The organism is Bradyrhizobium sp. SSBR45G (genome assembly GCF_030159255.1).
In the GTDB taxonomy this organism is placed as follows: Bacteria; Pseudomonadota; Alphaproteobacteria; order Rhizobiales; family Xanthobacteraceae; genus Bradyrhizobium.
The window spans coordinates 1-26,328 of sequence record NZ_BSCT01000017.1 but is presented as its reverse complement, the minus strand read 5'-3'; the positions used below and the strand labels follow the sequence as shown (position 1 = coordinate 26,328).

General features: G+C 66.4%; 27 protein-coding genes and 1 tRNA gene. 19 read left to right on the top strand and 9 right to left on the bottom strand.

Translation table 11 applies throughout. The features are described 5' to 3' along the window. The first annotated feature begins 4 nt into the window (after positions 1-4). Genes dctP through QQL87_RS19840 form a run of 5 tightly spaced genes read left to right on the top strand, consistent with a single transcriptional unit; the run spans position 5 to position 5,872 of the window. Complete coding sequence (gene dctP / locus QQL87_RS19860; RefSeq protein WP_284420467.1) at positions 5-1,024, top strand: TRAP transporter substrate-binding protein DctP; 1,020 nt, start codon at positions 5-7, stop codon at positions 1,022-1,024. Further along, positions 1,021-1,578 (top strand): TRAP transporter small permease, encoded by a 558-nt coding sequence (locus QQL87_RS19855; RefSeq protein WP_284420469.1) that lies wholly within the window; start codon positions 1,021-1,023, stop codon positions 1,576-1,578. The genes dctP and QQL87_RS19855 overlap by 4 nt, the downstream gene beginning before the upstream one ends. After that, the gene (locus QQL87_RS19850) at positions 1,575-2,930 is read left to right on the top strand and encodes a TRAP transporter large permease (protein ID WP_284420470.1); all 1,356 of its coding nucleotides are present in this window, start codon (positions 1,575-1,577) and stop codon (positions 2,928-2,930) included. Before QQL87_RS19855 ends, QQL87_RS19850 begins: the two co-directional genes overlap by 4 nt. A gap of 18 nt (positions 2,931-2,948) precedes the next feature. Beyond that, positions 2,949-4,355, top strand: a complete 1,407-nt coding sequence (locus QQL87_RS19845; RefSeq protein WP_284420471.1) for a malonyl-CoA decarboxylase — start codon at positions 2,949-2,951, stop codon at positions 4,353-4,355. Beyond that, positions 4,352-5,872, top strand: coding sequence for a malonate--CoA ligase (locus tag QQL87_RS19840; protein WP_284420473.1), 1,521 nt, complete (start codon positions 4,352-4,354; stop codon positions 5,870-5,872). The genes QQL87_RS19845 and QQL87_RS19840 overlap by 4 nt, the downstream gene beginning before the upstream one ends. A 356-nt stretch (positions 5,873-6,228) precedes the next feature. On the opposite strand, the gene QQL87_RS19835 is transcribed toward QQL87_RS19840, so the two are convergent. Then, positions 6,229-6,303 (bottom strand) — tRNA-Gln (locus QQL87_RS19835). Between the two features lie 289 nt (positions 6,304-6,592). Here QQL87_RS19835 and QQL87_RS19830 point away from each other — a divergent pair. Continuing rightward, positions 6,593-8,371, top strand: a complete 1,779-nt coding sequence (locus QQL87_RS19830; RefSeq protein ID WP_284420475.1) for an acyl-CoA dehydrogenase family protein — start codon at positions 6,593-6,595, stop codon at positions 8,369-8,371. Between the two features lie 548 nt (positions 8,372-8,919). Here QQL87_RS19830 and QQL87_RS19825 read toward each other — a convergent pair. Then, entirely contained in the window at positions 8,920-9,165 is a 246-nt protein-coding gene (locus QQL87_RS19825; RefSeq protein ID WP_284420476.1) for a hypothetical protein, read from the bottom strand. A gap of 146 nt (positions 9,166-9,311) precedes the next feature. Between QQL87_RS19825 and QQL87_RS19820 the strand changes: the two genes are divergently transcribed. Then, positions 9,312-9,605 (top strand): HdeA/HdeB family chaperone, encoded by a 294-nt coding sequence (locus QQL87_RS19820; RefSeq protein ID WP_284420477.1) that lies wholly within the window; start codon positions 9,312-9,314, stop codon positions 9,603-9,605. A gap of 45 nt (positions 9,606-9,650) precedes the next feature. Here the strand turns inward: QQL87_RS19820 and QQL87_RS19815 are convergent, their stop codons facing one another. Genes QQL87_RS19815 through QQL87_RS19800 form a run of 4 tightly spaced genes read right to left on the bottom strand, consistent with a single transcriptional unit; the run spans position 9,651 to position 11,317 of the window. Continuing rightward, positions 9,651-10,085 (bottom strand): hypothetical protein, encoded by a 435-nt coding sequence (locus QQL87_RS19815; protein WP_284420478.1) that lies wholly within the window; start codon positions 10,083-10,085, stop codon positions 9,651-9,653. 30 nt (positions 10,086-10,115) lie between these two features. Then, positions 10,116-10,403, bottom strand: coding sequence for a phytanoyl-CoA dioxygenase family protein (locus QQL87_RS19810; RefSeq protein WP_284420480.1), 288 nt, complete (start codon positions 10,401-10,403; stop codon positions 10,116-10,118). Continuing rightward, a complete protein-coding gene (locus QQL87_RS19805; protein ID WP_284420481.1) occupies positions 10,397-10,813 on the bottom strand; it encodes a hypothetical protein in 417 nt (138 codons plus the stop codon). The genes QQL87_RS19810 and QQL87_RS19805 overlap by 7 nt, the downstream gene beginning before the upstream one ends. A 6-nt stretch (positions 10,814-10,819) precedes the next feature. Next, positions 10,820-11,317, bottom strand: a complete 498-nt coding sequence (locus tag QQL87_RS19800) for a hypothetical protein (protein ID WP_284420483.1) — start codon at positions 11,315-11,317, stop codon at positions 10,820-10,822. On the opposite strand from QQL87_RS19800, the gene QQL87_RS19795 reads away from it, so the two are divergent. Both QQL87_RS19795 and QQL87_RS19790 read left to right on the top strand, forming a co-directional pair. Then, positions 11,295-11,492, top strand: a complete 198-nt coding sequence (locus tag QQL87_RS19795; protein WP_284420484.1) for a hypothetical protein — start codon at positions 11,295-11,297, stop codon at positions 11,490-11,492. The two genes, QQL87_RS19800 and QQL87_RS19795, sit on opposite strands and share 23 nt — an antisense overlap. Positions 11,493-11,782: 290 nt before the next feature. Then, positions 11,783-12,040, top strand: a complete 258-nt coding sequence (locus QQL87_RS19790; protein WP_284420486.1) for a hypothetical protein — start codon at positions 11,783-11,785, stop codon at positions 12,038-12,040. A 337-nt stretch (positions 12,041-12,377) separates the two neighbouring features. Here QQL87_RS19790 and QQL87_RS19785 read toward each other — a convergent pair whose 3' ends face one another. Further along, on the bottom strand, positions 12,378-13,646 hold the full coding sequence (locus QQL87_RS19785) for a DUF892 family protein (RefSeq protein WP_284420488.1): 1,269 nt from the start codon (positions 13,644-13,646) through the stop codon (positions 12,378-12,380). Between the two features lie 157 nt (positions 13,647-13,803). Between QQL87_RS19785 and QQL87_RS19780 the strand changes: the two genes are divergently transcribed. The 3 genes from QQL87_RS19780 (at position 13,804) to QQL87_RS19770 (ending at position 15,191) form a co-directional block, all read left to right on the top strand. Next, the gene (locus QQL87_RS19780; RefSeq protein WP_284420490.1) at positions 13,804-13,962 is read left to right on the top strand and encodes a hypothetical protein; all 159 of its coding nucleotides are present in this window, start codon (positions 13,804-13,806) and stop codon (positions 13,960-13,962) included. A 319-nt stretch (positions 13,963-14,281) separates the two neighbouring features. Then, positions 14,282-14,818: a hypothetical protein gene (locus QQL87_RS19775; protein ID WP_284420492.1), complete on the top strand. Its 537-nt coding sequence runs from the start codon at positions 14,282-14,284 to the stop codon at positions 14,816-14,818. A 1-nt stretch (position 14,819) separates the two neighbouring features. Next, a complete protein-coding gene (locus QQL87_RS19770) occupies positions 14,820-15,191 on the top strand; it encodes a hypothetical protein (protein WP_284420494.1) in 372 nt (123 codons plus the stop codon). Between the two features lie 16 nt (positions 15,192-15,207). On the opposite strand, the gene QQL87_RS19765 is transcribed toward QQL87_RS19770, so the two are convergent. Then, complete coding sequence (locus QQL87_RS19765; RefSeq protein ID WP_284420495.1) at positions 15,208-16,014, bottom strand: hypothetical protein; 807 nt, start codon at positions 16,012-16,014, stop codon at positions 15,208-15,210. A gap of 238 nt (positions 16,015-16,252) precedes the next feature. On the opposite strand from QQL87_RS19765, the gene QQL87_RS19760 reads away from it, so the two are divergent. After that, a complete protein-coding gene (locus tag QQL87_RS19760; RefSeq protein ID WP_284420496.1) occupies positions 16,253-17,017 on the top strand; it encodes a crotonase/enoyl-CoA hydratase family protein in 765 nt (254 codons plus the stop codon). 30 nt (positions 17,018-17,047) lie between these two features. After that, on the top strand, positions 17,048-18,238 hold the full coding sequence (solA, locus tag QQL87_RS19755; protein WP_284420497.1) for an N-methyl-L-tryptophan oxidase: 1,191 nt from the start codon (positions 17,048-17,050) through the stop codon (positions 18,236-18,238). Between the two features lie 10 nt (positions 18,239-18,248). On the opposite strand, the gene bla is transcribed toward solA, so the two are convergent. Next, positions 18,249-19,136, bottom strand: a complete 888-nt coding sequence (bla, locus tag QQL87_RS19750; protein ID WP_284420499.1) for a subclass B3 metallo-beta-lactamase — start codon at positions 19,134-19,136, stop codon at positions 18,249-18,251. 112 nt (positions 19,137-19,248) lie between these two features. Here bla and QQL87_RS19745 point away from each other — a divergent pair, with 112 nt between their 5' ends. The 5 genes from QQL87_RS19745 to QQL87_RS19725 all read left to right on the top strand — a co-directional run bounded on the left by QQL87_RS19745 (position 19,249) and on the right by QQL87_RS19725 (position 26,156). Continuing rightward, complete coding sequence (locus tag QQL87_RS19745) at positions 19,249-20,925, top strand: bifunctional metallophosphatase/5'-nucleotidase (RefSeq protein ID WP_284420500.1); 1,677 nt, start codon at positions 19,249-19,251, stop codon at positions 20,923-20,925. A 113-nt stretch (positions 20,926-21,038) separates the two neighbouring features. Continuing rightward, the gene (locus tag QQL87_RS19740; protein WP_284420501.1) at positions 21,039-21,968 is read left to right on the top strand and encodes a histone deacetylase family protein; all 930 of its coding nucleotides are present in this window, start codon (positions 21,039-21,041) and stop codon (positions 21,966-21,968) included. Between the two features lie 100 nt (positions 21,969-22,068). After that, positions 22,069-22,320 carry an exodeoxyribonuclease VII small subunit gene (locus QQL87_RS19735; protein WP_284420503.1) on the top strand — a complete coding sequence of 84 codons (252 nt, stop codon included), beginning with the start codon at positions 22,069-22,071 and terminating at the stop codon, positions 22,318-22,320. 1,322 nt (positions 22,321-23,642) lie between these two features. Further along, positions 23,643-25,568: a 1-deoxy-D-xylulose-5-phosphate synthase gene (gene dxs, locus QQL87_RS19730; RefSeq protein ID WP_284420504.1), complete on the top strand. Its 1,926-nt coding sequence runs from the start codon at positions 23,643-23,645 to the stop codon at positions 25,566-25,568. Positions 25,569-25,598: 30 nt separating this feature from the next. Then, positions 25,599-26,156, top strand: a complete 558-nt coding sequence (locus QQL87_RS19725) for a nucleoside 2-deoxyribosyltransferase (protein ID WP_284420505.1) — start codon at positions 25,599-25,601, stop codon at positions 26,154-26,156. Positions 26,157-26,328 lie beyond the last annotated feature (172 nt).

The window sequence follows — 26,328 nt, the reverse complement described above, 5'->3', positions numbered from 1 at the left end:
TGGAATGAGACTGTCTCGACGCCGGGTACTGGCACTCGGCCTCGCGGTTCCCGCACTGCTGCGGGCTGGACGCGCTGACGCCGCCACGGTGCTGAAGATCTCGCATCAGTTTCCCGGCGGCACTGCCACCGAAGGCGACTTCCGCGACCGGCTGTGCCGGCGCTTCGCCGAGCTGCTCAGCGCGCGCAGCAAGGGCGCGCTAGGCGCCGAGGTCTATCCGGGCTCGTCGCTGATGAAGACCAACGCGCAGTTCTCCGCGATGCGGAAGGGCGCGCTCGACATGAGCCTCATCCCGATCTCCTACGCCGGCGGCGACCTGCCCGAGCTCAACATCGGCCTGATGCCCGGCCTGGTGACGAGCTACGAGGAAGGCCTCGGCTGGAAGGACAAGCCGATCGGCCAGGAGCTGACGAAGTTTCTCGCCGCCAAAGGCGTCGTCATCGTCACCTGGATCTGGCAGGCCGGCGGCGTTGCCAGCCGTTCGCGCCCGCTGGTCGAGGTCGCCGATGCCAAGGGGCTGAAGGTGCGCGGCGGCTCGCGCGAGATGGATCTGGTGCTGCAGGCGGCCGGCGCCTCGGTGCTGTCGCTGCCGTCGAACGAGCTCTACGCGGCGATGCAGACCGGCGCCTGCGACGCTGCGCTCACCTCCTCCACCAGCCTGACCTCGTTCCGGCTCGAAGAGCTCGCCAGGCATCTCACCAGCGGGCGCGCCAAGAGCTACTGGTTCATGCTCGAGCCGCTGCTGATGTCGAAGGCGTCCTTCGACCGGCTGTCGGCCGAGGAACGCGACATCATCATGTCGGTCGGCGCCGAGCTGGAAGAGTTCGGCCGCAGCAACGCGATGCAGGACGACATTCGCGTCGCCAAGGTCTACGAGGCGGCGGGCGCGGCGGTCTACGACCTCGACGACAAGGCCGTGCAGGCGTGGCGCGCGCTGGCGCGGGATACGGCGTGGAAGGACTACGCCAACAAGAACGAGAGCTGCGCGCGCCTGATCAAGCTCGCGATGGAGGCCGGGGCATGAGCGCGCACGGCATCGATCTCGGCCAGGCCGCCGCCGCGCCAACGGCGCGGCCCGGCTCGCTCACGGCGCGCCTCGTCAGGGCCATGGCGCTGCTCAACCGCACCATCATCGTGTTCTGCTCGATCGCGCTGATCGCGGCGAGCGCGATCCTGAGCTACAGCGTCGCCTCGCGCTACTTCTTCAATGCCGCCACCTATTGGCAGGACGAGGCGGCGGTGTTCCTGCTGGTCGGCAGCACCTTCATGTCGACGGCCTTCGTGCAGTCGAGCCGCGGCCATATCGGGATCGAGGCGCTCACCGGCTACCTCACGCGGCGCGGCAACGCGGTCCGCGTCCTGATCGTCGACCTGATCAGCCTGTCGTTCTGCAGCTTCTTCTCCTGGAAATCCTGGACGCTGCTGCACGAGGCCTGGGTCGACGGGCAGGTCTCCGGCTCGACCTGGGCGCCGCCGTTGTGGATTCCCTACAGCCTGATGGCTGTCGGCATGAGCCTGATGACACTGCAGATCGCATTGCAGCTTGCCTCGCAGATCGATGGTTGGAGGAGAAAATGAGCACGCTTGCTGTCGGAATGATGTATGGCGGCGCGACCCTTGCCTTCATGGCCTCGGGCATGCCGATCGCGCTCGCGCTCGGCGCTGTCGCCGTCGTCTTCATGTACTTCTTCATGCCCGCCGCATCGCTCGATACGGTGACGCAGAACGTCTATGAGGAAATGGCCTCGATTACCCTGCTCGCGATTCCGCTGTTCATCCTGAAAGGCGCGGCGATCGGCAAGTCTAAGGCGGGCCAGGATCTCTACAGCGCAATGCATGTCTGGATGGGCCGCATCCCCGGCGGACTCGGCATCGCCAACGTGTTCGCGTGCGCGCTGTTCGCGGCGATGGCCGGCTCGTCGCCCGCGACCTGCTCGGCGATCGGCTCGGCCGGGATTCCGGAGATGCGCAAGCGCGGCTATTCCGGCGGCTTCGCGGCCGGCGTGATCGCCGCCGGCGGCACGCTCGGCATTCTGCTGCCGCCGTCGATCACGATGATCCTCTATGCCGTCGCGGCCGAGCAGTCGCTCGGGCGGCTGTTCCTGGCCGGCATCGGCCCGGGTCTGCTGCTGGTGGTGCTGTTCGCGGCCTACGCGGTCATGAAGTTCAAGGCCGAGTACCGCGCGGCGCAGCGCGCCTATGCCGCCAATCCGGCCGAGCATCCGATCCTGGCGAAGGAACATTTCACGATGGCCATGCGGTTCGGCTCGCTGCCCCGCGTGATGCCGTTCATCGTGCTGCTCAGCGGCGTCATGATCGCGCTCTACGGCGGCTTTGCCACGCCATCGGAAACCGCCGGCCTCGGCGGCATCCTGGCGCTGGCCTTGATCGCCCTGATCTATGGCGTGTGGCGGCCCACGGACCTTGCGCCGATCCTGGAATCGACGCTGAAGGAATCGACCATGCTGATGCTGATCATCGGCATGTCCCTGCTCTACTCCTACGTGATGAGCTATCTGCACATCAGCCAGGCGGCCGCGCAGGCCATCGTCGGACTGCAGCTGTCGCGCTGGCTGCTGCTGGCGGCGATCCTGGTGCTGGTGGTCGTGCTCGGCTTCTTCCTGCCGCCGGTCTCGATCATCCTGATGACCGCGCCGATCATCCTGCCGCCGCTCAAGGCCGCCGGCTTCGATCTGATCTGGTTCGGCGTCGTGATGACCATCGTCATGGAAATGGGCCTGATCCATCCGCCGGTGGGGTTGAACATCTTCGTGATCCGCAACATCGCGCCCGACATCCCCCTCCGCGACGTGATCTGGGGAACGCTGCCCTTCGTGCTGCTGATGGCGCTCGCCGTCGTACTGCTCTGCCTTGTTCCGTCGATCTCCACCGGGTTGCCGAACCTGGTGATGGGTCCCCCGTCCCGATAACCCATGGAGTTCCGAACCATGATCAACGAGACGAGATCCGGACGCCTGTCGGCGCCGGAATTCCTCCAGGGCCTGATCGACACGCTGACCCAGCGTGGCCGGTCGGTGCTCGGCATCAAGCCGCCTCGCCACATCGGCGAGGATCCGGACCTCGAGCTGCTCGGCGAGGCGCTGCTGTCGCGGCGGGGCGAAGCCTCGGGCGTGGCGATCGCACAGTCGCTGCTCGCCGCCTTCGAGCGGGCCAAGGAGCCGGAGCGGCTGAAATTCCTGTCGTCGCTCGCCGACCGGTTCGGGCCCGACCGTCGCGCGGTCGAGCTCGCGATCGCCGCGTACAGGAGCGAGGACGGCGGCGGCAGGAAGATCGAGTCTCTGCACGCCGCGGCCGAGCCGCGGCGGCAGGAGCTGATCCGCCGCCTCAATCTGGCGCCCGGAGGCACCGCCTCGCTGGTGCGGATGCGCCAGGTGCTGCTGACCCTGCTGCCGAAACATCCGGAGCTGCAGGCGGTCGACGACGATTTCGTGCATCTGTTCTCGTCGTGGTTCAACCGGGGCTTTCTCGTGCTGCGACCGATCGACTGGACGACATCGGCGAGCATTCTCGAGAAGATCATCAAATACGAGGCGGTGCACGCCATCCAGGACTGGGATGATCTGCGCAACCGCCTGCAGCCGGCCGACCGCCGCTGCTACGCCTTCTTCCACCCGCAGCTGGCCGACGAGCCGCTGATCTTCGTTGAAGTCGCGCTGACGCGGGAGATCCCCGGCGCGATCGGCCCGCTGCTGGACAAGGAGCGCCAGGCCATCGATGCGCGCGAGGCGACCACGGCCGTGTTCTATTCGATTTCGAACACGCAGAAAGGGTTGGCCGGCGTCTCGTTCGGCAACTTCCTGATCAAGCAGGTGGTGCAGGATCTGACGCGCGAGCTGCCGAACCTGGCGACCTTCGTGACGCTGTCGCCGGTCCCGGGCTTCGCCGGCTGGGTCAGGCGCGAGCTCAAGGCCCAGGCGTCGACGGCGATCGACGACGATACAAGACGCGCGCTCGCGGCGATCGAGGCTGGCGGCGACATCACCCAGGCCAAGGAGCAGATCACCGCGCTCGCCGCCTACTACTTCCTCAAGGCGAAGCTGCCCTCGGGCAAGCCGGTCGATCCCGTCGCGCGATTTCATCTCGGCAACGGCGCGCGGCTCGAACGGCTGAACTTTCTGGGCGATGCGTCGCCCAAGGGGCTCAAGCAATCCTACGGACTGATGGTCAACTACCTCTACGCACTCGAGCATATCGAGACCAACCACGAGGCCTTTGCCGAGGCCGGCACCGTCATCGCCTCGCAACAGGTGAAGAAGTCGCTGCGCGCCCGGCTGGCGTCGCAGGACCTGGTGCCAAGCCCGCAAGCCAATTCGCAACGGAAGATCTCCTCATGACCTGGAACCTGTTCGACCGCCTGCTCGCCTCCGCCAGCACCGATCCATCGATCTGCATCGAGAAGGACGACGGCACCAAGCTGAGCTATGCCGAGCTCGCCGCGCTCAGCGGCCGGTTCGCCAATTTCCTCGCGGGGCTCGGCATCGGCCCGGATCATCGCGTCGCCTGCAAGGTCGAGAAGTCCGTCGAGGCGCTCGCGCTCTACCTGGCAACGCTGCGCGCGGGTGCCGTCTATTTGCCGCTCAACACGGCCTACACGCCGGCCGAGTCGGAGTACTTCATCCGCGACGCCCAGCCGACGCTGATCGTGTGCGATCCAAAGGAACAGGCCGCGCTGCGCGCGATCACCGACAAGGCCGGCGGCCGGATCGAGACGCTCGACCCCAACGGCAAGGGCTCGCTCGCCGACGCGGCCGCCGCATGCGCCAGCGCCTTCGCGACGGTCCCCCGCGGCAAGGACGATCTCGCCGCCATCCTCTATACGTCCGGCACGACCGGACGATCGAAGGGCGCCATGTTGACGCATGGCAATCTGGTCTCGAACGCGCTCACACTGGTCGAGCAGTGGCGCTACACGTCCGACGACGTGCTGATCCATGCGCTGCCGATCTACCACATCCACGGCCTCTTCGTGGCCGGCAACGTCACCTTCGCGGCACGGGCGCGCATGATCTTCATGCAGAAGTTCGACGCCGAGGCCATCCTGGCCGCGATGGCGCGGGCGACCGTGCTGATGGGCGTGCCGACCTTCTACGTGCGGCTGCTGCAGAGCCCGAAGCTCAGCCCGGCTGCGACCGCAAACATGCGCCTGTTCGTCGCCGGCTCGGCGCCGCTGCTGGCGGAGACCCATCGCGCCTGGAACGAGCGGACCGGCCACGAGATCCTCGAACGCTACGGCATGACCGAGACCGGCATGATCACCTCCAATCCTTTTGAGGGCCCGCGCATCCCGGGCTCGGTCGGCCGGCCGCTGCCAGGCGTGGAGCTGCGCATCGCCGATCCAGAGACCGGGGCGCTTCTCGGCACCGACGAGGTCGGCATGATCGAGGTGAAGGGACCGAACGTGTTTACCGGCTATTGGCAGATGCCGGAGAAGACCGCTTCGGAATTCCGCCCCGACGGCTTCTTCATCACCGGCGATCTCGGCAAGATCAGTCCCGAGGGCACCGTCCAGATCGTCGGCCGCGGCAAGGACCTCATCATCTCCGGCGGCTTCAACGTCTATCCCAAGGAGATCGAGACCGAGATCGACGCCATTCCTGGCGTTGCGGAGAGCGCGGTGGTCGGCGTGCCGCATGCCGATTTTGGCGAAGGCGTCACCGCCGCGGTGGTGCGCACGCCCGGTGCCGCGGTGGATGAGCGCGCAATTCTCGCGGCGCTGTCCGGACGGCTCGCCAAGTTCAAGCAGCCCAAGCGCGTGATCTTCGTCGACGATCTGCCGCGCAACACCATGGGCAAGGTGCAGAAGAACCTGCTTCGCGAGCGCTTCGCCGACCTGTATGCGGCGAAGGGTTGAAGAACAGCATTCACCGAAACAGCGTGGAAGCCGCCCACGGGCGGCTTCCACCGACGAGGTCGAGCAGCGCGCCCATATTGGATCAAACGGAAGATCGACAGGATGTGGCACGCGCGGCGGCAGGGCCTGCGAATGTGGTTCGCTGGCGGGTCGAACGGCTTCGCAGAAGATCCCCACCGTTCCAGCGCCGCGGCGGCTCTCGCGAAGGTGAGCTCGATGGCGTCGAGGCGGCCAGCCTGATCGCGCCCACGCAGTTGCGCCTGGGCCTGCCGGCGCGGCCTCGGTCCGACGCGCTCCGGCGGACAACGAAGCCAGCGCATGCGTGCGATTTTCGGCAGCAATATCAGAAAGTAGTCTGGCTGGGGCGGGAGGGATCGAACCTCCGAATGGCGGAATCAAAATCCGCTGCCTTACCGCTTGGCTACGCCCCATCAGGCCGGCCGGATCTGGCCGGCGCGCGAGCGCCGTGCGATTCCAGATCGGCGTCCGTGGTCTACAGACCGCGCCGGTCCATTTCAACCGCTGCGCCGCGGGAATTTTGCCGAGCCCCTTGGTGATCCGGCAACGACGCCAATTCGTCAATAGCGGCAAGCCCTTATCTCGTCCCGTCCGGATCTCCCTGGCCGCCCGGAGCAGCTGTTCGTGAAAAAGTTGAGGCCCGGGCGGTTTCATGGGATGACGGCGGCCAAACCGGCCACATCGAGCCCCCGAGGACACGCCATGACCTATCGCGCCCCGCTCAACGACATGCTGCTCGCCCTCAACCATGGCGCCGGGCTGAAGGCGGCGGTCGAGGCCGGCCATTACGGCGATTTCGACCCCGACATCACCACCGCGGTGCTGGAAGAAGCCGGCAAGTTCGCCACAGACGTGCTGGCGCCGCTCAACCAGGTCGGCGACAGGCACGGCATCAAGCTCGCCGACAAGAAGGTCACCACCGCCCCCGGCTGGCCCGATGCCTACAAGCGCTGGACCGAAGCCGGCTGGAACGCGGTGTCCGGCCCCGAGGCGCATGGCGGCCAGGGCCTGCCGCTCGCCATCAACGCCGCCTGCACCGAGATCTGGAGCGCAGCCAACGTCGCCTTCGGCCTGTGCCCGCTGCTCACGCTCTCGGCTATCGAGGCGCTCGACGCCCATGGCAGCGAGCAACTGAAGGACATCTACCTCGGCAAGCTGATCTCCGGCGAGTGGACCGGCACGATGCAGCTGACCGAGCCGCAGGCCGGCTCCGACGTCGGCGCGCTGCGCACCCGCGCCGAGCGCGCCGCCGACGGCAGCTACCGCATCACCGGAGCAAAAATCTTCATCACCTATGGCGAGCACGACATGACCGACAACATCGTGCATTTCGTGCTCGCACGGCTGCCGGACGCGCCGGCCGGCACCAAGGGGATTTCCCTGTTCCTGATCCCCAAATTCCTCGTCAATGCCGACGGCTCGCTCGGCGCCCGCAACGACATCTACGCCACCGGCGTGGAGCACAAGCTCGGCATGCACGCCTCGCCGACCTGCACCATGACGATGGGCGACAATGGTGGCGCCATCGGTTACCTCATCGGCGAAGAGAATGCCGGCATGCGCTGCATGTTCACGATGATGAACCAGGCCCGGCTCGGCGTCGGCCTCGAAGGCGTCGGCGTCGCCGATCGCGCCTATCAGCAGGCGCTGGCCTATGCGCAGGACCGCCGCCAAGGCCGCGCCGTCGGCAGCAAAGGCACCGGCTCTGACGCGATCATCGCCCATCCCGACGTCAAGCGCATGCTGATGCAGATGCGCTCGCTCACGGCCGCCGCGCGCTCGATCTGCTACGCCACCGCCGTCGCGCTCGACGTGTCCGTGCGCGCCAAGGATCCGGCCGTCCGCGCCGAGGCCGCCGCGCGCGGCGCGCTGCTGACGCCGATCGCCAAGGCGTTCTCCACCGACATCGGCAACGAGGTCGCCTATCTCGGCGTCCAGATCCATGGCGGCATGGGCTTCATCGAGGAGACCGGCGCCGCGCAGCATTATCGCGACGCCCGCATCACCGCGATCTACGAGGGCACCAACGGCATCCAGGCGATCGACCTCGTCACCCGCAAGCTGGGTGCGAATGGCGGCGCCTCGGTGTTCAAGCTGCTCGACGAGCTCACCGACATCGTCCGCCGCGTCGAGGCCTCGAACGATCCGGCCTTCGGCACCACAGGCGCCAAGCTGCGCGACGCGCTCGGCGCACTCGACCGCTCCAGCCGGTGGCTGCTGGAGAAGCTGGCGACAGCCCCGAACGACGCCCTCGCCGGCGCCACGCCATATCTGCGCCTCTTCGGCTCGGCGCTCGGCGGCTGCATGCTGGCCAACGAGGCGCTGGCCGCGCGCAGCGAGAGCGAGACCGTCGGCGCCCGTCACGTGGCGCTGGCCCGGTTCTTCGCCGAGACCTTTGCCGTGCAGGCGCCGTCGCTGGAAAAGACCGTCACCGACGGCGCCGACGCGGTGTTGGCCGCAGACGCCGTGCTGGTGGCGTGAGGGAGCGTCACTCCACATTCGGTGTCGTCCCGGGCTTGACCCGGGACCCATAGCCACCGGCCGATGTGATGGACAAAGCTGGTCGACCATCGTGCCCAGCACCACTCCCTGGGGTTATGGGTCCCGGCTCGAGGCCGGGACGACAGGTGAGTTCGTGGCGCGCGCCTGTCCGCACTCCGTGATCAGCAATTTGAAACAACCTATCGCGACGAGATGAGCATCCGCGTCCTCGCGACGCATTTCGCGCCCGAGCTATGCCCGAAATCCCGCCCTCTCCGAATGGAGGGCGCAGGGAAGGCCGGGCGCTGGCCGCGCCCGTGGCCCGCCTGCAACAAAAAAGCAGGCGGCAGTCACCACAGGTCTGGCCGAGAACGCCCGGCCTTCCCCGCGCGATGGTTTTAACGGACTATCGCGTGCTCTTCCTGGTGCGCCGGCTTTCTGGCCACCATCCGCTGCGCAAAGCGAAGCTTTGTCGCAACGTTGATACTAGCGTCGGAGTATCGGAACCACACGCCTTCACCGTCCGCGAACGGAGCGCTCGTCCGTGCTCACAGCACGCCGCCCGCCCGCGTCCACCGCATCCCGCTGCCAACGTCCGTGACGACCGCGAACCGTCCCCTACCGCGCAACGGGATGCGCGGACCATACTGCTGATTTGGGGACGGCGAAAAGCGATTTATGTTTTTCGGAAGCCATTGACAAGTATTTTCGGATTTACGTGATTTGCCCGACAGGCAATTCCCGCCCGCCGATGCGGTCCCGTCGTGACGCCGGGCAAGCGTGATGACCAGCATGGGATAGCCTCTCCCCGTCCTTGACATCTGCACGCGATCCGGCCAGTTCTACCGTTGCGGGTCCGACACGGTCTGTCGGCGCGCGAAGGATTTCGTAACGCTCTGCATAGTTCATTGTTTTCATCACATCCATTCGGAGAAAGACTATGAAGTCGATCATTGCCGCGCTGTTCGGCGCTACCCTGATGCTGTCGTCTGCGCCGGCCTCCGCCGTCGTGCTCGATCTCTCCACCATGAGCTGCAAGCAGTTCGTCGACAGCGGCGACGACACCATCAAGATGGTGCTGATCTGGCTGGACGGCTGGTACAAGGGCGATCAGGACGAAGCGCTGTTCGACACCGAGGAGTTCGTCGCCAACGCCAAGAAGTTCGGCACGTACTGCGCCGAGCATCCGACGGTCAGCATCGTGACGGCGGCCGAGAAGATCCTCGGCAAGTAGGCCGGCGACCACTGATCCATTGACGAAGCGTAGAGCGGGTCAGCATCAGCCTGACCCGCTGAACTCTCGTTCGTCGACGTCGGATTGCGCCGCTCCACTCCGCCCCGCCGGTTTGGCCCGGCACATGTCTCGCAGCATGTCGCCATAGACCTCACGCCAGCCGGCATCTCTGATCCTGTCGCGGTAGCCCGCCATCTTCGCAAGAACCGAGCCGTCGGCGCAGACGCGATACGTGCCACTGCGCTCCATCTCCGCGAAGACCTGCAGCGCGTCGCGATAGTCGAGATCGTTGTCCGTCGTCGCCAGGCTTGCCAGGATCAGTTTGAACATGCGCCACTTCTGCTCGCGCGGATAGCTCGCGAGCAACTCGGCCCTGCCGCTCCGGCTATGGCCAAGAAATTCGGCCTGCTCCGTCGTCCGACAGCCGGCCAGCAACGCCGCCGCGATCACACCGAGCAGCGCTGCACACATTCGTCTCATCGCAGCCCGCTCGCTGTCTCCATGCCGGCCTCACACCCCCAACCACGCCAGCCCGCCCGGCAGCTCATCCGCGGCAAAATCGACCTGCAGCACCCGGCGATGGCCGGGGTGTACGGATGGCTCGGAGGCGTGCAGGATCGGGGTGGCATAGAGCCAGATGTCGCCCGGCTCGGCGCAGCAGACCGCGGTCCCGCAGCGCGCGACGACAGCCGGAACGTCGGCTTCCGCGATGCGGCCGAGGCGATGCGAGCCGGGGGCGATCAGCAGCGGCGCGTTGCCGCCGGGCACCGCGTCGAGATGTACGCGCAGGGTCACCATGCGCGCGAGCACCTCGCAGGGCGGCGCGACGTGCTGCAGGCCGCCCTTGATGGTCCAGGGACCGAAGCCGGTGACCGCGATGCGTCGCGGACGACGATGGTGCGGTCCTGATGCCAGGGCACGGCCCAGTTGGCTTGCGCGGTCTTGTCGAAATAGACGGCGCGCACCGGACGCGCGGCGTTGCCGAGGACCGCGGCAGCGGCGCGACCGACCGGACCGTCATGGGCGAGGAACGGCCTGAGCGGCGCAAGACCGTGCAACCGGGTGCCGGCCTGCTCCGGTGCGTGGCCGGACAGCGCGTCGAAGAGGTCGCTCAAGGCGGATGCATCGAGCGCGGCCTTGATGTGCAGCGCACCGGTTTCCGCGACGAATGATGCTTGCTGGGGCGAGAGCGTGACGGTCATACGCACGGGAGATTAGAGCGCGGCGCCGGCGCTTGGCAATCGCCCTCCCCGCTCTCCGCCGTCATTCCCGGGCGCGCAGAACGCCAGCGCAGCTGTCGGCGTCCCATGCGAGCCCGGACTGCCGCGATGGGAATGAGGCGCGAGCGCGACGTGGCGGGCCCTCGCTTGATCACTGCCGCGCGTGGTCTTGGATTCCGCCTCGCGTGTAGATCGCAGCATCCGGACATATTCAGACGCAACTCGTCGCGCCAGCTTCGCGCGGAAGCTGCGTTGAAGAAGCGAGCCGCGCTCCCGTGCGGCACCTGCCCTTTCCTGATGCGAGAGTCCCATGTCGATCAGTTCCGTTACGACGCCCATCGCGACCACGTCGTCCCAGGCCACCACGGCCACCTCCTCCACCTCGGCGACATCATCGTCGTCGGCCACGAGCTCGGCCGGCAGCACGTCGGACAGTTCCTCCGGCGGCGGCGCATCGTCCAGCAAGACCGTGGTCAGCGAGGTCTCGATCACGCTCGACGGCGTCACCACCACGACCATCACCTATTCCGACGGCTCGACCGAAGTCACCAAGACCGCCGCCGCCTCGGACGGCAGCAGCCAGGGCGCGCAGACCTACAACGCGCAAGGCACGACCAGCACCGCAGCGAGCAGCAGCGCAAGCGCCAGCGCGGCAAGCAAGGCATGACGGAGTGAGGCGTCCTCCGACGGCTGGCGCGCGAAAGCCGAGCGACAATCCTTTCGGCTCAGCGCGACGTTGACAACGTGCTCGCATAGCTCGTCGCGGTTCCGCTTCAGGAACTGGCATTGCGTCACTGCGGCCTTGGCATCGCGCCCGCCGCGCCGTCGGCGAACCCAGCAGTGACGCCGCGAAGCAACAGCTCGCGCTAGATGTCGTGGACAGCAGCATTGTTAATTTGCGCCGCCGGCCCGAGTCTGCCCTGTTGGCAGACAGCTGCGACAAGGGGGAGGACGGCGATGTTGCGGGGCGTGATTGGCGCGGGACTGCTGGTGCTGGCGATGGGCTCGGAGCTGCAGGCAGCAGGCGAGCCGAACCAGGGCGACCGGATCTCCTGCTCGGAGGTTCGCTACTACGTGGAGAAGTACACGGCAGAAGTCGCCGAAATGTATGCGCGCAGCCGCGGTGCCACCGACGCCCAGATCAGCCGGGCCCGGCGCTGCCTGTCGCCGGTTCACTTCCGCCGGGCAGAGCGGTCGCACAGCTATACGGAGTGAGCCGGCAGCCATATTGGCTTGCTCGTTGTTGCCATCGCTCCCTCCACCGTCATTCCGGGGCGCCCGCAGGGCGAACCCGGAATCCATACTCACGATGGTGATGAGGCGCTACCGGGAAGTGGCGCGTGCTCGCCTCAAACCGAGGCCTGTGGTGATGGATTCCGGGCTCATTCGCGCTGCGTCAAACGGCTGCACCGTTTGCGCGCGAATGCCCCGGAATGACGACTGGGAGAGAGTTTGAGACTCGTAGGGCGGGTTAGCCGAAGGCGTAACCCGCCATCTGGGGTGGGACGATGGCGGATTACGCTGCGCTAATCCGCCCTACGATTACGTCCCCTCACGCCTGCTCGATCGCGGCCGGCATCTTGGCGACCGACATCAGCGAGCGAGCGACCTGGTTGAGGAGCTGGTCGGCGTTCTCCTCCTCGGCCAGCGACTTCGACAGCAGCGCGACGACGGCGCTGTGGCGGAGCTGCTGGGCGAGGTTGCGCGCGGTGGTGTAGCCGGAGATCTCGTAGTGCTCGACCCGCTGCGCGGCGCCGATCAGTGCGAGGTCGGCGGCGGCATCCTCCTTGTCCTCGCTCTGGGTCATGATCTCCTGCCCCTCCTCGACCAGGCCCATCATGCCCTTGCAGGGCTTAGCACGCGGGGTCTTGCCGAGCAGGCCGAAACACTCGTTGATGCGCTCGATCTGCTGCTCCGTCTCCATCAGATGCTGCTCGAACAGTTCACGCAGCTGATCGAAGCGCGCAGCCTCCGCCATGGCCGGCAGCGCCTTGGTGAGCTGCTTCTCGGCGTGCAGGATGTCGCGCAGCTCGTCCATGAGCAGATCGCTCAAGCCGGATTCGTCGGCCGGCGGCGAGCTTTCGGTCACGATCGCCGAGGCCGCGCCGGGCTCGCCGGCCTGGATCGCGGGCGATTCCGTGAACACCCAGTCGCCGCCCTCGTTCCAGGGGCCACGGGTGTCGATCTCGCCATGATCGCCAGAGCCGGTGGAATCGTTGAAGAACTGATCGACGAGGCCCGGCGTCGGCGCGAGGCGGCCGATGCTGAAGGCCGGCTTGCCCATGCTCTCCAGCGCCAGCGCGAACGCCTTCATGTGGGTGATCTCGCGCGTCATCAGGAACTGCAGCGCGTCCTTGGTGCCGGCATCGTCGGTGAAATTGATCAGCCGCTCATAGACGATCTTGGCGCGCGCCTCGGCGGCGATGTTGCTGCGCAGGTCGACATCGAGCTCGCCGGTGATCTTCAGATAGTCGGCGGTCCAGGCATTGCCCTGCGAGTTGAACAGGTTCACGCCGCCGCCACCGGCGATCGCGATCAACGGATCGGCCTCGGCGGCCTCGCGATCGAACTTCGACGGCTTCAGATGCAGTCGCGCCAGCGTGCCGACGACCTCGAGATGGCTGAGCTCCTCGGTGCCGATGTCCATCAGCAGATCCTTGCGATCGGGATCCTCGCAATTGAGACCCTGGATCGAGTACTGCATGGCGGCGGCGAGCTCGCCATTGGCGCCACCGAACTGCTCCAGCAGCATGTTGCCGAAGCGCGGATCCGGCTCGTCGACACGGACGGTGAACATCAGCTTCTTGACGTGGTGATACATGGGGAGGCCTCGGGAGTCGGGAGGTTGAAATATTGCGATGAGTCCCGAACGGGCCGCCCCCATGGTTGTTCCTAGCGTCCACGGAGGAACCAATGCATGACGCGCACGGTAATCGCTCTCGGGCGCGTCCCGCCGATCGCTGTCGGGTGTCATCGCCATGACCCGCTCGAAGCTGCGCGCGCCCGAGAAGATGCAGCGCAGCTTCGCGAAGCCATCGCCGGCGCGGCGCACCAGGCCGGTCGCGATCTTCAGCGGCCGCAACGCCAACCATCGCGGACGCTTCGGCCCCGAGACTCGACAAGGTCTGCAGCGATGAGGACGATCCGCATGACTTCGACGCGACAACTGACATCACACAGCGGCTGCTGCCCGGCCGCCTGCACTGGCAGCGCGACGGAACCCGGCAGCCGAGCGCTGACGCGCAATTCGCTTGCCACCAGCCTTGCGAAGATCCGTCGTCTTGATCCGCCTGGAGCGAGCGAATCGTTATGCACGTTGATGCACACTGCGCGCGTGATCAGCGTGGTGCGCGGCACGATCCGCTCCGGTTACCGCCAGACATCCTGTGGCCGCCGAGCAACTGCCTCTTGCTAAGGATTTCCCTGCTCGCCTAAGCTGTTGTGCTGGAGAGTGACATGTTGATGCGAACACCGGCCAGGGAGAAGCCAGGTCTCGGCGAGCGAGTCCGCCGGGTCATCGAGCGACTCCGCGACCACGCATCGGCACTCGCGACATCCTCGCACGCAATTGGGGCAACACAACGGAAGCTGTCCTATCATGTCGTCGAGGAGGAGCCCGACGACAGCAACATGGACGTCGCGCTCGCGGCGCTGATCGACCAGATCGAGCGGCCGCCGCGGAAAGAGCCGTCGCGATTCCCGAGCCTGGGGCGGGTGACCCGATCGCGTCAGGCTCCGCACATCCCCGTTTATGAGCGGCCGCCCTATTTCGACCTTGAGCCGCGCCAAGTTGAGCCGCGCCAATTCGAGCCGCGACATGTCGAGGTCGAGCCGCGGCGGATGCCGTTGCAGGACGAGCCGATCGAACGGATCACGCCTGAGGACGAGTTGTCGGAGTTGCGCAAGGATCTGATGAGCGCGATCTCGGCACGGCTCGGAACGCCGGAAGATCATCTGGCGACGATCAGGAACCTGCTGAGGTCGGTGAAGTAGGATGTGGGGCCGCAGCAATATCGGCAAGACGGTCGAGGAGCTGACCGATCATCTGCGGCTGGTCGATCACGTCCGCGCACTGCAGGACGGCCAGAAGGAGATCGCCGAGGCGATCAGGGCGGTGAACAGCCGCCTGACCTCGATCGAGGCCGAGTTCAGGGTGCTGAAGGCCGAGACGCAGCGCGACGCGCTGCGCGAGGTGCAGCATGCGGTGACTGCGGTGCAAGGCTCCATGCATGACGAGCTGACGCGCATGGCGACGCGGCTCGCGGTGCTCGAGCAGGCGCTGCGGCGCGAGGCCGTGCGGCCGCAGGCACCGGCGGGCGCGCCGCGTGCTCCCGCCACGCCGCCGCGCCCGGACGGGGCGCGCTGAGGGAGCCGACGCGGGCTCAGCGCAATGTCACTGTGCGGGTCGATATGTCGATGAGAACGCTGCCGCGCTTGGCGTTGGGAGCGGGAACGTAGGCTTCGCCTTCCGAGAGCTTATGATCCTCGGCGTCCTTCGGAATTGGAAAGTCCTTGGCACAGGCTTTTTCGATCGTCGCGCGGTCGGCGTAGTCGACCTTTGCAATGACGGTACCAGGCCTCGGACCCAAAGCGAGCTTCGACAGTCCGAAATATTTGAACTGCTCCGAGCAGGTGACGACGTAGGACGTGTAGGCGCCCGTGGTGTCCTCGGCCTGCAGCAGGAAATCGTAGGACATGTTGAAGGAGCCGCCGCTGCCGCTGGGAAAGCGGACCCGCGCGATGCCGCTTTCAACGACGCCCTGAAACATGCCGCCGGTGAGACAGACGAGCACATCCTGCGCACCGTCCTTCGCGGCGATGACGCAATCGTTCACCCCCATGCCCGGCAGGAAGCCGAGGAACTTGGCGCTGCCGCCGACCTGCTCGAACGCGACCACGCCGCCGAAATTGTTGACATGCGCCTCGCAGTCGCTGCCATAGCTCACGAGCAGCAGCGGCTTGGCGCCGGCCAGGAAGCGCCCCTGCTGCCGGTGCGGCTGGAGGGTGACGTTGCAGCGACGCCCCTCGGCCTCGGGATAGGATTTGGCCTCTTTGCAGGTCGCCCCGGCAATCGCCTTGGGCGCACAGAACTGCGACAGCAGCGCGCGATCGGTGGCGGCGGCTTCGGCGCCGCCAATGAGGGTGCTGCACAGCAGCAGCGACAGCAGCACGGCAAAGAATTTCGTCATGGGATCGAGCTTCCAGGTGAACCGCAGCTGGGCGTGCCGACAGATTTAGCCGCGATGCCGTCGCAAACCAATCGTAAACCACTGCGCGCAGCCGCCCGCGACCACACGTGCGCCTCGCCGCACGATCATCGCTTCAGCCTTTGGCGCGGTCGGCGGATGATGTAGGCTGACGCCGACGCCAGCGACTCGACGAGGACCGGCAGCATCGCGGCGGCCGGCGCACACGCATGAGGGGCCTATGACCGAGCATCTGATCGTCACCGACGAGGGCGAGACGCGGACGATCAAGCTCAGGCGTCCGGAGAAGAAGAACGCGATCACGCAAGCCATGTATCTCGGCATGAGCGACGCGATCGACACCGCGCAGAACAATCCGCTGGTGCGATGCATCATCATCACCGGCGGCTCCGGCGTGTTCACCGCCGGCAACGACCTTGAGGATTTCCTGCATGCGAGCAGCGCCGGAAACGATGCCGTGCGCACCTCGGCCGCGACCAAGTTCCTGTATTCGCTGGCGCACAACGTCAAGCCGATCATCGCCGCGGTCGACGGCGTCGCCATCGGCATCGGCACCACGATGCTGTTCCACTGCGACTACGTGCTGGCCTCGACGACGGCGACCTTCGCGACGCCCTTCATCCATCTCGGCCTGGTGCCGGAGGGGGCCTCGAGTCTGCTGATGCCGCAGACCATGGGCTATCAGCGGGCGTTTGCGATGCTGGTGATGGGCCGCACCATGACGGCAGCGGACGCGCAGATCGCCGGCTTCGTCAACACCGTGGTGGCGCCCGGCCATACCGAAGTCGAGGCGCACAAGGTGGCGCGCGACATCTGCCGGCTGCCGGCCGAGGCGGTCGCGATCGGCCGCAAGCTGATCCGCAACGCGCCGGACGAGCTGACCCGCCGGATCGACCAGGAGGCCTATCTGTTCGCCGAGCGCATGACCTCGGAGGAGGCGATCACGGCGTTCAAGGCATTCCTGTCGCGCAAGAAGAAGAAATGACGGGCAGCCGCTCCGGAGCGGGACGTGCGCATGCCGCAGTTTGATGCGATCGTGATCGGCTGCGGCGCGGTCGGCAGCGCCGCGGTGCTGCATCTCGCCAGGGCCGGCCAGCGCGTGCTCGGCATCGACCGCTTCCAGCCGCCGCATATCTTCGGCTCCACCCATGGCGAGACCCGCATCACACGCGCGGCGATCGGCGAAGGCGTCGACTACACGCCGCTGGCACAGCGCTCGCATCTGCTGTGGCGTGACTTGGAGCGCGAGACCGGCGCGCATCTGTTCGAACAATGCGGCTGCCTGTTCATTCCGGCCCGCGACGGCGGCGAGGTTCATGGCGTCAGCAGCGCGCAGTTCTTCGCCAACATCGAGACCGCCGCCCGCCTGCACGGCGTCGACGGCGAGGCGATCTCATCGGAGCGGCTGCGGAGAGATTATCCGGCGTTCGCGACCGCGCCCGGCGATCGCGCCTTCCTCGATCGTGAGGGCGGCTACCTGATGGTCGAGGACTGCGTGCGCACCGAGCTCGCGGCCGCCGCGCGGCACGGCGCCACGTTGCTGACCGGCCGGCGCGTGACGTCGTTCCGTCGCGCAGGCGGCGAGCACACCGTCACCATGGACGACGGCGCAACCGCCACGGCCACGACGTTGATCGTCACCACCGGGCCCTGGATCACCGAGCTGATCGCGCCGCTGCGCCGGCGTGTGCGCGTCACCCGCCAGGTGCTGTACTGGTTCGAGATCCTGTCCAGTCCCGAGCGCCTCGGTCCCGGCAACCCGGTCTTCATCTGGGACGTCACCGGGCGCGAGCGCGCGGCGTCCGACATCTACGGCTTCCCCTGGCTCGGCTCGCCTGCAAACGGCGTCAAGATCGCCAATGAGGTACTGACCGGCGAGACCGATCCGGATGCCGTGGCGCGCGAGGTCACCGCGGAGGAGATCGAAGCGACCTACGAGACCTACGTCCGGCCGTTCATGCCGGATCTCGGGCCGACCTGCCTGCGCAGCGCGGTCTGCCTCTACACCAATGCGCCCGGCGGACGCTTCATCATCGACCGTGATCCGGGCGATGCGAACGTGATCTATGCCTCGCCCTGCTCCGGCCACGGCTTCAAGCATTCGCCGGCGGTCGGCGAGGCGCTCGCGGCGATGGCGCTGGGCGAGACGCCGCGCGTCGATCTCTCCGGCTTCACGCTGGACCGGCTGGCGGCCGATCCAGCCTAGCGCGCCCGCTTCATTTGCCCGATTGCAACGCGGCGGTCTGCTTGGCGAGGCCTTCGTTGAACAGCGCCTCGAGCTTGTCGAGATAGGCGTTGAACTCGCCCGGCTGCACGAACGGGTTCGGCGCGCCGTCGGCGATCTTCGCGCGCTTGCCGGCCATGTCGTACATCTCCGGATGCGGCGCCAGCAGGATGTCCGGATGCACGGTCTTGGCCCAGGCATAGGTCTTCTTGTAATCGTCGACGATGCCCGGATAGGTCGGCCGTCCGACCAGCTGGTTGAGCGCCACGGTGGCGCTGCAGAAGAAGATCGCGCTGCGCGTCGCCTCGCCGTCCTTCACGCTGGTGGTCCAGCTGGTGCAGCCCGGCGAATGACCGGGCGTCTCATGCGCCGTCAACGTGACGCCGCCGAGCGTGACGGTATCGCCCTCGCGCACCGCGCGGTCGACCTTCACCGGCGGAAAGTTCAGGTGCGTCTCCTCCTCGCGGCCCGGATAGAAGCCGCCTTCGAGCAGCGGCACGTCCCTGGCGCCGGCGACCATCTGCGCGCCGGTCTCCTGCTTGATCTGCGCGAGCCCGCCGGTGTGGTCGATATGGGCGTGGGTGTTGATGATGTATTTGATGTCGGCGACCTTGAAGCCGAGCTTGCCGATACTGGTCTCGATCTGTGCGGTCGATTCCGGCATCACGGTGTCGATCAGGATGTGGCCCTGCGGCGTCGTGATCAGATACGAGGCGAGCCCGTTGGTGCCGACATAATAGACGTTGTCGATCACCTTGAACGGCTCGGTAGGGGTATTCCAGGCCGCGATCATCTGCTTCATGAAGTCCGGCAGCGATTGCGCCGCAGCGGAGCCGGCCGCAAGCGTCAGCGTGGCAGCGAACAGCATCATTCTTTTCATCACGACCTCCCGATTCCCGTTATTGTTGTTATGAATTCGTCTTATGTCATCGTGACCGCGACGAGGCAATCCGTGCTTCGCCGTGACGTCCTGCATCACACGTGACCCAGCCATGAGCCGTTTCCATCGCGTCGCCATCGCCTGCCTCGTCGCCGGTCTCACGGCTGCGAGTCTCGCCGGCCTGCCCGTCCATGCCGAGGACGAACCGGTGTCGTTGCGCATCCTCGCCATCAACGACTTCCACGGCAATCTGAAGCCGCCGCCGACGGGCATCCGTGTGGCCGATCCGAACGACCCGACCAGGAGCAGCGTGGTGCCGGCCGGCGGCGCCGCGCAGATGGCGAGCCTGATCAAGCTGTTGTCCGACGGCCAGCCCAACACGATCTTCGTCGCCGCGGGCGACCTGATCGGCGCGAGCCCGTTCCTGTCGGCGATGTTCCATGACGAGCCGACCATCGAATCGATGTCGCGGATGGGTCTCGCGCTGTCGGCGGTCGGCAATCACGAGTTCGACGAGGGCAAGGACGAGCTCTTGCGCATGCAGAATGGCGGCTGCCATCCGACCGACGGCTGCCGCGGGCCGCAGCCGTTCACCGGTGCCGGGTTTCACTATCTCGCCGCATCGACCTTTCTCGCGGGCACCGACAAGACGGTTTTTCCTCCTTACGAAATCCGCACCTTCGAGGACATTCCGGTCGCTTTCATCGGCCTGACGCTGAAAGGGACGGCGGGCATCATCTCGCCGGCAAGCGCGGCCGGGCTCGATTTCCGCAACGAGGCCGAGAGCATCAACGCGCTGATCCCGGAGCTGAAGGCCAAGGGCGTGCAGGCGATCGTGGTGCTGATCCACGAGGGCGGCTGGCCGTCGGGCGGCATGAACGAATGTCCCGGCCTCTCGGGCCCGATCGTGGACATCGTCAAGGAGCTCGACAGCGCGGTCGACATCATCATCTCCGGACACACGCACCAGGCCTATGTCTGCACCATCGACAAGCGTCTCGTCACCTCGGCCGACAAGTTCGGCACGCTGGTCACCGCCATCGACGTCAAGCTCGACCGCACGACACGCGGCGTGATCAGCGCTGCAGCAACCAACATCGTCGTCGACACCACGCTGCCGAAGGATGCGGCGCAGACGGCGCTGATCGAGGCCTATGAGAAGCTCGCCGCGCCGATCGCCAACCGGCCCGCCGGCGTGATCACGCAGGTGCTGTCGCGGCTTCCAGATGCCTCCGGCGAGAGCGTGCTCGGCGATGTCATCGCCGACGCCCAGCTCGCGGCAACATCAGCGCCGGCCAAGGGCGGCGCTGCTGTCGCGATGACCAATCCCGGCGGCATCCGCACCGATCTCGCCCGCCGCGACGACGGCGCGGTGAGCTATGGCGACGTGTTCGCGAGCCAGCCATTCCGCAACCAGCTGGTGACGGTCACCTTGACGGGCGCCGAGATCAAGGCGGCACTGGAGCAGCAATGGCTCGATCCGGCGCGGCCGCGCATCCTGCAGATCTCGCGCGGATTCAGCTATGCGTTCGATGCCAGGCAGCCCGCGGGCGCCCGCATCGATGCGGCCTCGATGTCGCTCGACGGCAAGGCCATCGATCCGGCCGCTTCCTATCGCGTCACCCTCAACAACTATCTCGCGCTCGGCGGCGACGGCTTCACCACATTCAAGAGCGGCCGCGATCCGATCGTCGGCCCCTATGACGACGAGGCGCTGTTCGCCTACCTCAAGGCCAACAGCCCGCTGAGCCCGCCGCCGCGCGGCCGCATCGTCAACAAGGCGAAGTGACATCGGGGCAAAGGGCGCTGGGAAACCGGTCATATCGCCGTCAGGGCTCTTTCCGAGGCTGCGTTCAGCGCATAGATTGAGCACTCCCGCAACGCGCGAGTGGCAGAGCCCTGATGTCGACGCTGTATCTCTCTCATGAAGCCTGCCTCGATCACGCCACGCCGTCCGGACATCCCGAGCGCGCCGACCGCCTGCGGGCCGTCGAGGAGGCCCTGACCGAGGAACGCTTCGCCCTGCTCACACGCGACGAGGCCCCGGAGGCGGACATCGAGCTGGCCCTGCTCTGCCACAACGAGCACTACGTCACCGAGCTGCGCCAGATGGCGCCGACCTCCGGCATCGTCTATCTCGATGGCGACACCTCGATGTCGCCCGGCACCTGGGAAGCCGTGATGCGCGGCGTCGGCGGCGCGGTGGCGGCCACCGAAGCCGTGATGTCCGGCCGGCACAAGAACGCCTTCGTCGCGGTGCGCCCGCCGGGGCACCATGCCGAGATCGCCAAGCCGATGGGCTTCTGCTTCTTCGACAATGTCGCGATCGCCGCCCGCTACGCCCAGCGCACCTTCGGCATCGAGCGCGCGGCCATCATCGATTTCGACGTCCATCACGGCAACGGCACCCAGGACATCTTCTGGGCCGACAAGAGCGTGATGTACTGCTCGACCCATCAGATGCCGCTATTCCCGGGCACCGGCGCGCGCGGTGAGCGCGGCGAGCACGACACCATCGTCAACGCGCCGCTCGCCTCCGAGGACGGCAGCCTGGAGTTCCGCTCGGCGTTCGAGAACCTGATCCTGCCGCAGCTGACCAAGTTCAGCCCGGAGCTCGTGATCATCTCCGCCGGGTTCGACGCCCACTACCGCGACCCGCTGGCGTCGCTGAACCTGCGCGCCGAAGACTTCGGCTGGGTGACGCGAAAACTGATGGAACTGGCCGAAAAAACCGCCGGCGGCCGCGTCGTGTCAGTCCTGGAAGGCGGCTATGACCTTCAGGGACTTAAAGAATCTGTTTCGGCCCACGTCGCGGCACTGACCGGGGCGTAATCCCCAGGTTCTGGCCGATCCATCCCCGCGGGGCCTGACAGGGCCATGAGCGGGGTGTAAAAGCACGGCCCCGGAGTTGAGTGATCTGCAGGGAACCCGTATGGCGGACAACACCGTAGCCGACGTCAAGAAGCTGTCCTTCGAGCGCGCGATCGAGGAATTGGAGACGATCGTGAAGCGGCTCGAGGATGGCAAGGTGCCGCTCGAGGAGTCGGTGGCGATCTATGAGCGCGGCGAGGCGCTGAAGCGGCGCTGCGAGGAGCTGCTGCGCCATGCCGAGGCCCGGGTCGAGAAGATCACCGCCGACGCCAGCGGCCGGGCGACCGGGACCGTCCCCCTCGACGTGCAGTAGCCTGTCGCCGAGCCGCGAAGTTCGCGCTGGCTGACAGAGCCGTCTGGCCTGGCCGCCCTCGGTGATGCGATGCATCCTCCAGCGACGCGCGTTGGATCCCCCTGTCTGGCATCAGGAGCTCCAATATCAGTCAATTGGTGCTGATCCTGAGAGCCTGTCGCAACTGGCGCCCTCAAAGAGGGCGGCTGCGAAGCTCAGGACCGCCCCTTCTCGGCTTTCGCGCAACATCGGCGATTTATTTTCGCTCCGCCCTGGCCGGAGTCCGGCGCAGCACGGCGGCCTGTCTGACGCCTGTCAATCGTGCAATCCAGCCGAAAATCGATGCAATGGTTATCGGCGTCTCGCGAGGGCTGCCATCGCCGCACCCCAGGCGGGAATCCTGACCGATCCCCTCGGGCATGCGGGTCACGACGGCGAGTTCATTAACGCTGTTTATCGAAACAGACTGAGAGCTCGGCCCGCGCCTGCACGTCCAGAACGGCCTCGTCGTCCCTTTGCCTTGCGCATCTCACGTGCGCCCGCGGCCGACGGCAGCGGCTACGCGGCACGCAGATGACGTGATGAGCGTCCTGCGGTTTGCTCCGATCGCGGCGCACCGCATCGCGGCAGCGGCACGTGCCGCGAGCTCCCATCGTGCCAGTCCTCCTCGCGACGCTGGTGCGGCGGATCACTCCAGGGCGTGTTGCCGAAGAGTCTTCGGGCGTCTTATTTCCAGGTCGCGACGGCCAACGAAAGGTCGCACGCCTATGACATCTTCATGATCGTCGACAGAGCGATCCCCCTCCCCGAACGCATGGCTCGTCTCGCACAATGGCCGGCGCGAGCACGTCTGCATTGCCGGAAAAGGCCTGGACCGCGCTGACCTCTCCGGTTAATTCCGGGTCTGCTGATGCCGCCGATTTGAGCAGCTCCCTGGAACCTTGAGCCCGCCGCCGAGGTTGAGTGTTTGGCGTGATGGTACCCGCTACGGGCTTGCCATCTTGCGCCGGGTTGGCTTTAAGACGCGCTTTGGTGTAAAGCTGCTCGGAACTGCGGGTTTTTGGAAGTGCTCATCCGTCTCATGAGGATGGAACTAAGCGCTTGCAAAAGCTGGTAAAACTGACTGCGCTGAACGACTTGGCGATCTTGGGCGACTAACGAGGACGGCAAGGCCACCAAGAGTGACTTACATCACATAGATCGATCCAAAACCCGGCTAGGTTCCGGACTGCGGCTTCGATCCGCGCGGATGTGACCTTCAAGGCTCCAGGTTTCGCCGCCCGTTACGATGAACCTCTCAGACGTCGGCCCTTGAACCCGACCTGCAAAATTGGAATGTCACCGTGACCACATTTAGTAAAACGCCGCTTCTCGACACCATCAAGACTCCGGAAGATCTGCGCCGGCTGAAGGTCGAGCAGGTCCGGCAGGTCGCCGACGAACTGCGCCAGGAGACCATCGATGCGGTCTCGGTGACCGGCGGTCATTTCGGCGCGGGTCTGGGTGTGGTCGAGCTGACCACGGCCATCCATTACGTGTTCGACACCCCGCGCGACCGCCTGATCTGGGACGTCGGCCATCAGGCCTATCCGCACAAGATCCTCACCGGTCGCCGCGACCGCATCCGCACACTGCGCACCGGCGGCGGCCTCTCCGGGTTCACCAAGCGCACCGAGAGCGACTACGATCCGTTCGGCGCCGCCCACTCCTCCACCTCGATCTCCGCCGGCCTCGGCATGGCCGTGGCCCGCGACCTCTCCGGCGGCAAGAACAATGTGATCGCGGTGATCGGCGACGGCGCGATGTCCGCCGGCATGGCCTATGAGGCCATGAACAATGCCGGCGCGATGAACTCGCGCCTGATCGTGATCCTCAACGACAACGACATGTCGATTGCGCCTCCGGTCGGCGCGATGTCGGCCTATCTGTCGCGCCTGTACTCGGGCAAAACCTACCGGACCCTGCGCGATGCCGCCAAGCAGCTCGGCCAGCATCTGCCGAAGGTCATTGCCAACCGCGCCAGCCGCGTCGAGGAATATTCCCGCGGCTTCATGATGGACGGCGGTACGCTGTTCGAGGAGCTCGGCTTCTATTACGTCGGCCCGATCGACGGCCACAACCTCGACCATCTGCTCCCCGTCCTGAAGAACGTTCGCGACATGGAGACCGGCCCGATCCTGGTCCACGTCGTGACCCAGAAGGGCAAGGGCTACTCGCCGGCGGAAGCGGCGGCCGACAAGTATCACGCGGTGGCCAAGTTCGACATCGCCACCGGCACCCAGGCCAAGTCCAAGCCAAATGCGCCGGCCTATCAGAACGTGTTCGGCCAGAGCCTGGTCAAGGAAGCCGAGAAGGACGACAAGATCGTCGGCATCACCGCCGCGATGCCCTCGGGCACCGGCATCGACATCTTCGCCAAGGCGTTCCCGAAGCGCACCTTCGATGTCGGCATCGCCGAGCAGCATGCGGTGACCTTCGCCGCCGGCCTCGCCAGCGAAGGTTACAAGCCGTTCTGCGCGATCTATTCGACCTTCCTGCAGCGCGGCTACGATCAGATCGTGCATGACGTCGCGATCCAGTCGCTGCCGGTGCGCTTCGCGATCGACCGCGCCGGCCTGGTCGGCGCCGACGGCGCCACCCATGCCGGCTCGTTCGACAACGCCTATCTCGGCTGCCTGCCGAACATGGTGATCATGGCGGCCTCCGACGAGGCCGAGCTCGTGCACATGGTTGCGACCCAGGTTGCGATCAACGACAAGCCCAGCGCGGTGCGCTATCCGCGCGGTGAAGGCCGCGGCGTCGAGATGCCGGAAGTCGGCGTTCCCTTGCCGATCGGCAAGGGCCGCATGATCCGCCAGGGCAAGCAGGTCGCCCTGCTCTCGTTCGGCACCCGTCTCGCCGAATGCGAGAAGGCGGCCGATGAGCTCGCCGCTCACGGCCTCTCCGCCTCGATCGCCGATGCGCGCTTCATGAAGCCGCTCGACGAGGAGTTGGTGATGAAGCTGGCGCGCGAGCACGACATCCTGATCACGATCGAGGAAGGCTCCATCGGCGGCTTCGGCTCGCACGTGATGCAGTACCTGGCCGACCAGGGCATGCTCGACGGCGGCCTGAAGATGCGCTCGATGGTGCTGCCCGACGAGTTCCAGGACCACGACACGCCGGCGGCGATGTACGCTCGCGCCGGCCTCGACGCCAAGGGCATCGTCCGCAAGGTGTTCGAGGCGCTCGGCAAGGACTACACCGCCGAGGTGGTCAAGCTCGCCTGAGGCGGGCTTGCGAGCCCTCGCGGGTGATCCATGAAGATCTATCTGGCAGGTCCCGACGTGTTCCTGCCGGACGCTATCGAGGTCGGCCGGCGGAAGGTCGCGATTTGCGACCGCCACGGCATCATTGGCCTCTACCCGCTCGACAACAGCGTCCATCTCGCCGCCTCCGACGCCTCGCGCCAGATCTTCCACGGCAACGAGGCGATGATGGACGACGCTGGTGCCATCATCGCCAATCTCACGCCGTTCCGCGGCCCTGGCGCCGATGCCGGCACCGTCTATGAGCTCGGCTACATGGCCGGATCAGGCAAGCTGTGCCTCGGCTATTGCAACGATCCGGCGCTCTATGCCGATCGCGCCCGGCGCTTCACAACGGTGACAGAGCTGGATGGACGCCTCGTCGATGCCGAGGGCCTGACGGTCGAGGATTTCGGCCTGCCCGACAATCTGATGATGATCCACGCGCTCGACCTGCACGGTGTCCCGCTGGTCCTCCCGCGCGAGCGGCCGGCCGATGTCTGGCACGATCTGACGGCGTTCGAGACGTGCGTGAAGCTGGCGGCGGCGCGGCTGGCCTCGGAATCGTAGGGTGGGCAAAGCGGCGCCGAAGGCGGCGCGTGCCCACCGCCCATCCGCCCGCGCAATCGAGATGGTGGGCACGGCGCGTCGATTGCGATAGGAGCTAGCGGCAACACGGGTGTACGCCTTTGCCCACCCTACGAGGCTGTGAATCTTTCGATGGCGATTCTCGATGAAAGTG